Origin of the sequence: Thiobacillus sp. 65-1402 (assembly GCF_001897685.1) — a bacterium.
GTDB lineage: Bacteria > Pseudomonadota > Gammaproteobacteria > Burkholderiales > Thiobacillaceae > Thiobacillus.
Window position 1 is genome coordinate 1 of record NZ_MKUG01000186.1, and the last position, 5,055, is coordinate 5,055.

Sequence of the window (5,055 nt, forward strand, 5' to 3'; positions counted from 1 at the left end):
CTGGGTCAACAATACGGCGCGCGTGATCGAGGTGATCCGCGACAGCCTGCTGCTGTTCGGCGAGGCGCTGGCGGCCACCGGCGATCGCTTTGCGCTGTACGGATTTTCGTCGGTGCGCCGCGACAACGTGCGCTTTCATCTGCTCAAGGGTTTCGATGAGCGCTACGACGACCGGATTCGCGGCCGCCTGGCGGCATTGAAACCCGGCTTCTACACGCGCATGGGCGCAGCGATCCGCCATGCGGCAGCGATCCTCTCGACGCGAAAGACGGCACGCCGCCTGCTGCTGATCCTGACCGACGGCAAGCCGAACGATCTCGACAGGTACGAAGGCCGTTACGGAATCGAGGACACCCGCATGGCGATCATCGAAGCGCGTCGCCTGGGGCTCACGCCATTTTGCGTGACCATCGACGAGGCGGCCGGGGATTACCTGCCGCACCTGTTCGGCGCGGCAGGCTATGTGGTGGTGCGCGATGCGGCGATGCTGCCGCGGGTGCTGCCGGACCTGTACGCAAGGCTGACCGAAAACGTCTGATTTTTTCACGCGAGGAGCAAACATGAAAATCGAAATTCTCAATATCGCCAGCCCCATCGATGCCGCGACGGCGGAACGGGCCGGCGCCATCCTGAAGACGATGCCCGGCGTGCACGAGGTGTCGTATTTCGACGCCCCGGCGAGCCTGCACGCCCGCCTCGACCACGATGCGCCGACGCGGGCAGAACTGGTGGCGGAGCTGGCGAGGGTCGGCGTGCAGGTCGAAGCGGAACGCCCCGCCCACGCGAGCGGCAGCTGCTGCGGCGGCTGCGGCAGCTAGGCTCCGGCTTTCCCCGCAAAGCACGACCCGCTCACGGTCCCCAGGCGGGGCAGCCCGCTATCTGGGCGGCGCCGCCCACAAGGCATCCCAGCCGGCGTGCCCGAGCGCCTTCAGCGTTTCGATGTTGCGTTCATAAATCGTTTCCGCTTCCGGGAAAGCCGCCACCGCCCGCGCGATGCTCGCCTCGCGCAGCAGGTGCAGGGTGGGATACGGCGCGCGATTGGTGTAATTGCCGATATCGTCGGGTGCCGTGTCGGCAAACTGGAACGCCGGATGAAAGCTGGCGATCTGGATCACGCCTTCCAGCCCGTGCTCGCCCACGGCAGCCTCGGCGAGCTGCATGAAATCGTTGAAATCGAGAAAATCCGGCAGCAGCGTCGGATGAATCAGCAGCGTGGTATCGACGGCCTCGGGATCGGCCGCCGCCAGGAAATCCAGCTCGCGGTCCAGGTCTTCCAGCAGGCCATCCAGATGCCTGGCCGTGCTCACCGCGAAGCGTACCTGGTTCTTCACATAGACCGCCTTGGCGAACGGGCACAGATTGAGCCCGATCACCGCCTTTTCGACCCATTCCCGCGTTGCCGCGATCACCGCTTCGCTATCCATCTTCCCCGCTCCTGCCGCCTGTAAGGGCGGAACTTTAACGGATACAATGCTTTATTGCCCGACGTTCACGCACGACGACACCACAACACCATGAAAAGCAGCGCCATCCGCCAGAATTTCCTCGACTTCTTCGCATCCAAGGGCCACACCATCGTCGCCTCCAGCCCGTTGGTGCCCGGCAACGACCCCACCCTGCTGTTCACCAACGCCGGCATGGTGCAGTTCAAGGACGTGTTCACCGGCCACGACAAGCGCGCCTACACCCGCGCGGTGTCGTCGCAGCGCTGCGTGCGCGCCGGCGGCAAGCACAACGACCTGGAAAACGTCGGCTACACCGCGCGCCACCATACTTTCTTCGAGATGCTGGGCAACTTCAGCTTCGGCGATTATTTCAAGCAGGACGCGATCAAGTACGCCTGGGAATTCCTCACCGACGTGCTGAAGCTGCCGGCCGACAAGCTGTGGGTCACGGTCTATTTTGACGACGACGAGGCCTACGACATCTGGCATAACGACATCGGCGTGCCGAAGGCGCGCATCGTCCGCATCGGCGACAACAAAGGCGAGCGCTACGCCTCCGACAACTTCTGGGCGATGGGCGACACCGGCCCCTGCGGCCCCTGCACCGAGATCTTCTACGACCACGGCCCCGAGGTCGCGGGCGGCCCGCCCGGCTCACCCGACGAGGACGGCGACCGCTACATCGAGATCTGGAACAACGTGTTCATGCAGTTCAACCGCGACGAGGCCGGCACCATGCACCTGCTGCCCAAGCCGTCGGTCGACACCGGCATGGGGCTGGAGCGCATTTCGGCGGTGATGCAGCACGTGCATTCCAACTACGAGATCGACCTGTTCCAGGCGCTGATCGCCGCCGCCGCGCGCGAGACGCACACTGAAGATCTCGCGAACAACTCGCTCAAGGTCATCGCCGACCACATCCGTGCCTGCGCCTTCCTCATCGTCGACGGCGTCATCCCCGGCAACGAGGGGCGCGGCTACGTGCTGCGCCGCATCATCCGCCGCGCCATCCGCCACGGCTACAAGCTGGGCGCGCGCGCCGCCTTCTTCCACCGCCTCGTGCCCGACCTGGTGGCGGCGATGGGCGAGGCCTATCCGGAACTGGTGGCGGCGCAAACCCGCGTGATGGATATCCTCAGGCAGGAGGAGGAACGCTTCTTCGAGACCATCGAGCACGGCATGGGCATCCTCGAATCCGCGCTGAAAGCGCTGCCCGCCGGCGGCACCTTCGACGGCGAGCTGGCGTTCAAGCTGCACGACACCTATGGCTTCCCGCTCGATCTCACCGCCGACATCTGCCGCGAGGCGAACGTCGCCGTCGACACCGCGGCCTTCGGCGCCGCCATGGCGCGGCAGAAGGCGCAGGCGCGCGCCGCCGGCAAATTCAAGCTCGGCGCCGGACTGGACTATGCCGGCGAGGCGACCACCTTCCACGGCTACGACACGCTGACGCACGACGGCACGGTGCTGGCGCTGTACCGCGACGGCAGCGCCGTCGGCGAACTCAAGGAAGGCGAACTCGGCGTGGTCGTGCTCGACCACACTCCCTTCTACGCCGAATCCGGCGGCCAGGCCGGCGATCGCGGCGCGCTGCAAAGCACGCAGGGCCAGTTCGAGGTGGAGGACACGCAGAAGATCCAGGCGCAGGTGTTCGGCCACCACGGGGTGGTCAAGACCGGCTCGCTGGCGGTCGGCGACGCCGTGCTCGCCCGCGTCGACGAGGTCGCGCGCGCGCACACCATGCGCAACCACTCGGTCACTCATCTGATGCACAAGGCACTGCGCGAGGTGCTCGGCGAGCACGTGCAGCAGAAGGGCTCGCTGGTGGATGCCGACAAGACCCGCTTCGACTTCGTGCAGCCCACCCCGATGACCGATGCGCAGATCCGCGAAGTGGAAGCGCGCGTCAACGCCGAGATTCTCGCCAACTCCGCCACCCAGGCGCGCGTGATGGCGATCGACGAGGCGCAGAAAACCGGCGCGATGATGCTGTTCGGCGAGAAGTACGGCGACGAGGTGCGCGTGCTCGACATCGGCAGCTCGCGCGAACTGTGTGGCGGCACCCACGTCGCCCGCACCGGCGACATCGGCCTGTTCAAGATCGTGTCCGAATCCGGCGTCGCCGCCGGGGTGCGCCGGGTCGAGGCGGTCACCGGCGATAACGCCTTGAATTACGTGCAGACGCGCGAGCAGGAAATCCGCCGCGCGGCAGCGGCCCTGAAAGCGCAGCCGGCCGAACTGGGCGCCAAGCTGGCCCAGGTGCTCGATACCGTGCGCACGCTGGAAAAGGAACTCGAGCGCCTGAAATCGAAGCTTGCCGCGAACGCCGGCGACGAACTGGTGCAGCAGGCCGTCGACGTCGCCGGCGTACGCGTGCTGGCGGCGCAGCTCGACGGCGTCGACGCCAAGAGCCTGCGCGAAACCGCCGACAAGCTGCGCGACAAGCTGAAGTCCTGCGCGCTGGTGCTGGGCACGGTCGCCGACGGCAAGGTCAGCCTGATCGCCGCGGTGACACCCGACGTCACCGCGAAAATCAAGGCCGGCGAACTGGTGAGCTTCGTCGCCAGCCAGGTCGGCGGCAGGGGCGGCGGCAAGCCGGATATGGCGATGGCGGGCGGCAGCGAGCCGGATCAGCTGCCGGCGGCGCTGGCAGCGGTGCAGGCATGGGCGCAAGCCAGGCTGGTCTGACCTGCGGGTACAGAATTTGCACAATCAGCCGTAATAGTGCCTGGAAACATGACTCGTCATCACGGATAGCTGGTACCCATGAACTCGCTGGCAAATAAACTCGCATCGCAACTCGCCCGCTTTTCGCCCTCTTTTGGCAAACGGATCGATGACCCGTTGACCAACCTCAAGGTGGCCGCGCGCTGGGTCGAGAGCCTGCCGATCGGCGACGCGTTCAAATGCCAGCAAGCCATTCTCGGCGAGCTCAAGCGCTTCAACGAAAACTCGACGCAATACACGAAAGATCGTCTGGCCGTGCTGATGCTGCTGGACGAGAAGTCGCGCGACCTGCAGGACACGCTGGTGCGCCAATACCTGCGCAATCCGCGCATGTCGCGCCCGGTGGAAAGCCAGCTTTGGCATGCCGTGTACGGCCTGTACTGGGAAATTGCGCGCGGCTACCACGCCTTCGTGCTGCACTTCGCGCGCGAGGCGGGGCGGAGCCCGCACGAAAGCCGGATTCCGCTGCTCGCCCTGCGCGCCATCCTTGCCTTTGGACAGCTGCTGAAATGGCGCACGATACGCTACCAGCCCGCAGGCGAAAAACTCTGGCTGCGCCTGCACAATCTGTACCGCGTCACCGAAACCGAAGGGTTTCATCGGCAGCCGCTGCGGGCTTACGCTGAAGACGCGTCCGACTGCAGCTGCGAAACGGCGTACCTGCATATCCTGATGCTGAATCTGGCCGACTCCGGCACGCTCTACCCCCGACAACTGGATCTGCTCGACCACTGGCTGTGTGGCTGGCACGGGATGATGCGGCTGGACAACCGCCTGGATACCCATGTCCACAATTTCGTGATCGACCTGTCGTCCGATCAAGGCCCCCGCCGCGTGCGCAAGCCCGATACCGACAAACCGCTGCGTTTCTGGTCGACAGCCG

4 protein-coding genes and 1 pseudogene are annotated in these 5,055 nt (G+C 65.6%); 4 read left to right on the top strand and 1 reads right to left on the bottom strand.

Annotated elements, in window-relative coordinates; all coding sequences use genetic code 11:
- A partial coding sequence (locus BGO62_RS13695) for a VWA domain-containing protein (protein WP_296643487.1) occupies positions 1-538 on the top strand: 538 nt, incomplete at its 5' end.
- Positions 539-560: 22 nt separating this feature from the next.
- Positions 561-818, top strand: coding sequence for a hypothetical protein (locus BGO62_RS13700; protein ID WP_296643489.1), 258 nt, complete (start codon positions 561-563; stop codon positions 816-818).
- 57 nt (positions 819-875) lie between these two features.
- On the opposite strand, the gene BGO62_RS13705 is transcribed toward BGO62_RS13700, so the two are convergent.
- The gene (locus BGO62_RS13705) at positions 876-1,424 is read right to left on the bottom strand and encodes a DUF1415 domain-containing protein (protein ID WP_296643492.1); all 549 of its coding nucleotides are present in this window, start codon (positions 1,422-1,424) and stop codon (positions 876-878) included.
- A gap of 90 nt (positions 1,425-1,514) precedes the next feature.
- Between BGO62_RS13705 and alaS the strand changes: the two genes are divergently transcribed.
- Together alaS and BGO62_RS13715 are read left to right on the top strand one after the other, a co-directional pair.
- Complete coding sequence (gene alaS / locus BGO62_RS13710) at positions 1,515-4,133, top strand: alanine--tRNA ligase (RefSeq protein ID WP_296643493.1); 2,619 nt, start codon at positions 1,515-1,517, stop codon at positions 4,131-4,133.
- A 156-nt stretch (positions 4,134-4,289) separates the two neighbouring features.
- Positions 4,290-5,055 (top strand): annotated as a pseudogene (locus tag BGO62_RS13715) (hypothetical protein); the annotation flags it as partial.